This is a genomic window from Corallococcus sp. 4LFB (assembly GCF_046520365.1).
GTDB classification, from domain to species: domain Bacteria; phylum Myxococcota; class Myxococcia; order Myxococcales; family Myxococcaceae; genus Corallococcus; species Corallococcus caeni.
Map to the genome: position 1 here is coordinate 1 of NZ_JBKGHJ010000690.1, position 3,423 is coordinate 3,423.

At 71.0% G+C, this 3,423-nt stretch carries 5 protein-coding genes; 4 read left to right on the forward strand and 1 reads right to left on the reverse strand.

Annotation, left to right across the window (positions count from 1 at the left end; all coding sequences use genetic code 11):
• The 4 genes from ACLEQD_RS39580 to ACLEQD_RS39595 all read left to right on the forward strand — a co-directional run.
• The coding region (locus tag ACLEQD_RS39580; RefSeq protein WP_410391102.1) for a universal stress protein at positions 1–313 on the forward strand (313 nt) is incomplete at its 5' end.
• A gap of 140 nt (positions 314–453) precedes the next feature.
• Complete coding sequence (locus tag ACLEQD_RS39585; protein WP_410391103.1) at positions 454–1,035, forward strand: sigma 54-interacting transcriptional regulator; 582 nt, start codon at positions 454–456, stop codon at positions 1,033–1,035.
• Between the two features lie 140 nt (positions 1,036–1,175).
• Positions 1,176–1,631: a hypothetical protein gene (locus ACLEQD_RS39590; protein WP_014400755.1), complete on the forward strand. Its 456-nt coding sequence runs from the start codon at positions 1,176–1,178 to the stop codon at positions 1,629–1,631.
• Positions 1,632–1,762: 131 nt separating this feature from the next.
• Positions 1,763–2,179 (forward strand): hypothetical protein, encoded by a 417-nt coding sequence (locus tag ACLEQD_RS39595; RefSeq protein WP_410391104.1) that lies wholly within the window; start codon positions 1,763–1,765, stop codon positions 2,177–2,179.
• A 247-nt stretch (positions 2,180–2,426) separates the two neighbouring features.
• On the opposite strand, the gene ACLEQD_RS39600 is transcribed toward ACLEQD_RS39595, so the two are convergent.
• Entirely contained in the window at positions 2,427–3,092 is a 666-nt protein-coding gene (locus ACLEQD_RS39600) for an SCO family protein (protein ID WP_410391106.1), read from the reverse strand.
• Positions 3,093–3,423: the final 331 nt, after the last annotated feature.

The following is a 3,423-nucleotide window of genomic DNA, read 5'->3' on the forward strand; positions in this document are numbered from 1 at the left end:
CGAGCGGGGCCCCCGGGACTTCCACGGCGTGCTGCCGGAGCCCGGCGGCGAGCGGGACGCCGTGCTCCAGCGGCTCTGGCAGCAGGTGCCCCGGGACGCCGTCGCGCGGGCGGTGCACTGGAGCGTGGAGGGGGTCAGCGGGGACGACGTGGCGGTCGCCATCTGCCAGGCCACGGAGCGCGAGGGCGTGGACCTGGTCTGCGTGGGCACCTCCGCGCGCCGCGAGGTCGTCCCGGACGTGCTGGAGGAGGCCGTGGCGCGAGAGCTGGTGCTGCGCTGCCGCAAGCCCGTGATGGTGGTGCCCTCCGCCTGACCCGGGAACGGGCGTCCAGTGCCCTGGCTTCTCCTGAAACGGGTCCCTGGTTTTTTCCCGCAAGTAAGGGATTGAACAGGCAACCCGGGAGGGCGTTAGACTTTGGGAGGACCCGCTTTCCCAGAAGGGTAGGGCATCCCGTGGCTCTTCGCGGCTATCGAGAAGAGGACCTCGTCTCCAACCGTGCCTCGCTGCTCATCCACGGAGGGACGGAGGACGAGCGCAGGGCCTGGGCGGAGGAGGCCGCGCGCAACTTCGGCGTCCCGCTCACGGAGGTGCGACAGGCGCCGGAGCTGGCGGGGGCGCTGCGGCAGCCCAACGGCGTGGTGTTCATCGCGGACGTGGCGAAGCTGCCGCTCGACGCCCAGGGCCTCATCCTGCGCTGCCTCCAGATGCAGGAGGAGCGGCCCAAGGTGGTGGTGGGCGTCTCCGGCACGGCGATGGCCGCCCTCACCCGGGGCACGCTGCGCGAGGACCTGCACTACCGGCTGAACCAGGCGCAGGTGGACCTGCAGACGGACGGCCTGCGGGACGTGCTCAAGCGCCGCTGGGCGCTGCAGGCGGAGCAGCTGGCCGCGCGCGCCGCGGCGCTGAAGGCCGCCGAGGAGAAGGAGCGCGCCGCCGCCGTGGCCCGGCGCCCCGGCTCCGTCACCCGCATCCTCCCCAAGCGCAAGGCCCCGGCCTCCGCCCGCAAGGGCGCGCCCCGCAACGCGGTCCGCTGAAACCCACCCCCGGGGACCCCCGGCCAGGGGGGTCCTCAGAGGGGGGCGGGGTCGGCCCGGGTAGGGGAATGGGTACTACTGGAAAGATGGGCTAGAGTTGTTCCCCGCCGTCTTTCCTCTCCTCTCCGGAGCGAAAAAACATGTCCCAGCAAGCCCCTGGCAAGAAGCGTGGTCTGTCCCGTCCCGTGGAAGTCGTCCGTGCGGAGCTCCTCAAGGACCCCGAGACGAAGCGCATCGCGGACGCGGTGGGGATGAAGCTGGAGGACTACGTCGAGCTGGTGCTCGAGTACGCGCAGGACAAGGACAAGGAGCCCATGCTCAACGTCGTGTCCGACGAGGAGCTGAAGGCCAACGGCTTCCCGGTGCACACGGTGGAGGAGGTCGGTGAGTTCCTGGTCGCGGGCGCCAAGGGTGAGCTGCCCGGCCAGGGCAACCCCTTCGCCAAGTCCGAGTTCGAGGCCGGCAAGGGCGGCGGCGCCGCCGGCAAGCCCGCGCTGAACCCCACGGGCGAGGCCCCCAAGGCGCCCCAGGACGAGGCCAAGCGCCAGGAGCTCATGGACCAGCTGAAGAAGGGCGGCGGCGGAACCCGCGGCTGAAGCCCGCCCGGAATCCCCGTGAAATAGATCGGAAATTCGGAGGAAACATTTTCCTCCCCCTTCCGAGAATCCTTTTGCAGCTTCACTTCGGCACACACTCTCCAAACCAGACTTAAGCAGGGGGTATCACCATGGGCGGCATCGGCAAGGTTGTCAGCAGCATCGCGAAGACGGTCAGCAATGTCGCCGGTGGCATCGCGAACATCGCGGGCAAGGCGCTGAGCTTCGTGCAGAACCCCATGGGCGCCATCACGGGCGGTCTGAAGGGTCTGGCGGGCGGCCTCCTGGACAAGCTCCCGTTCGGCCTGGGCAAGCTGGCCAAGCCGTTCGTGGACAAGTTCATCGACTCCGGCGCGTCCCTGCTCGCCAAGGGCCCCCTGGCCGGTCTGTCCCAGCTGACCAAGTTCGCCCCCACCGTGCAGTCCATCGCGGACATCGCGACCACCGTGAAGCAGGGCGCGGACAAGGTCGGCGCGCTGGCCTCCCAGCCCGCGCAGCAGAACGTGCAGAACCTGTTCGCGCACGCCCAGGCGGCGCTCATCAACTGAGTTCCCCGCTGAAGCTGGCGTGACTCAGGCACGAGGGCCAGTGCTCACCGCGAGGTGGGGCTGGCCCTTCGGCTTTGCGGGCCACGACGCCGCGCGGAAGCCCCCAGCAGGGCCGGTCCCCGTCCGTCATGGGCGGGGCGCCGGCCCTTCGCGGTTCCCGGGGGCCTCGCCGGGCCCGGCGTGGCGGGTGGACTGTGACTCGCGGGGGCGCACCCGGAGTGTGGGTGCGATCAGGAACGGGGGCTGCTCAGCCCTCTTCGCGGGTGAGGCGGAGGGCGTCGGTCTCCAGCTTCTGGGTCGCCTCCGGGTCCGCGCTGTCGTAGTAGCCGCGGATCTCCCCGGTGCCGTCCACGAGCACGAAGTGGGTGCCGTGGAAGATGGAGAGCAGGTCGTCCTCGGCGGCGCCGGGCTCGCGGCCCATGCTGATCTTGAAGCCCTGGACGATGGTGTCCTTGAGGGTGGCGTAGTCGCCGGTGAGGAAGTTCCAGCGGGTGAAGTCCGCTTGGTACTTCTTCCCGTACTCGGCCAGCCGCTCCGGGGTGTCGTAGGCAGGGTCCACGGAGAAGGACACCAGCTGGAGGTCCGTTCCCAGCTTCGCGGTGTGGTCCTGCACGCGCGCCATCTTCTGCGTGAAGACGGGGCAGACGGTGGGGCAGCGGGTGAAGATGAAGTTGGCGATGAACGGGTGGCCGCGGAGCTGCTTCAGCCCGAAGGGCTGCCCGTCCTGCCGCGTGAAGGTGAAGTCCGGCAGGGCGCCCAGCGTGGGCAGCGGCTGCGAGCGGCCCTGCACCAGGTCGTGGACCGCCACCCCCATGAACCCGAGCGACGCCACGGCGATGCCTGCCCAGACCCAGGAGCGGCGGACGGGACGGGAGCGGGGCGCGGACGGGGAGGAGGGCGATTCGACGGACATGGTCGGCACGTACGGCATCGGCGGGGGGCGCACAAGCGGCGGGCACGCCGGGGTAGGGGCTGGCCGCATGCGAGGCATGAGGGAGAGTGGCCGCTCCGGGACGTACGGGGTGCGCCTTGAGGGGACGTTGGGTGCGTGCTAGCCCGGAGCCATGTCCCAGGCACTCTTCCAGCCTCCGGGTGGACGCGCTCCGACGGGCGGGTGGGGAGGCTGCCGGTCGCTGACGGCGGGGCGCCTGTCCTCCGGGCTCCGAGGCGGGCTCGGGCCGTGGTTCGGGCTCCTCGGGGCGCTGTCGCCGGCGGGGCGGTCTGGCCTCGGGGCTCCCGAGGCG

Bases quoted from the DNA above. Each gene is read 5' to 3' on its own strand.
- ACLEQD_RS39590 (WP_014400755.1), top strand. From the start codon at position 1,176: ATGTCCCAGCAAGCCCCTGGCAAGAAGCGTGGTCTGTCCCGTCCCGTG.
- ACLEQD_RS39595 (WP_410391104.1), top strand. From the start codon at position 1,763: ATGGGCGGCATCGGCAAGGTTGTCAGCAGCATCGCGAAGACGGTCAGC.
- ACLEQD_RS39600 (WP_410391106.1), bottom strand. From the start codon at position 3,092: ATGTCCGTCGAATCGCCCTCCTCCCCGTCCGCGCCCCGCTCCCGTCCC.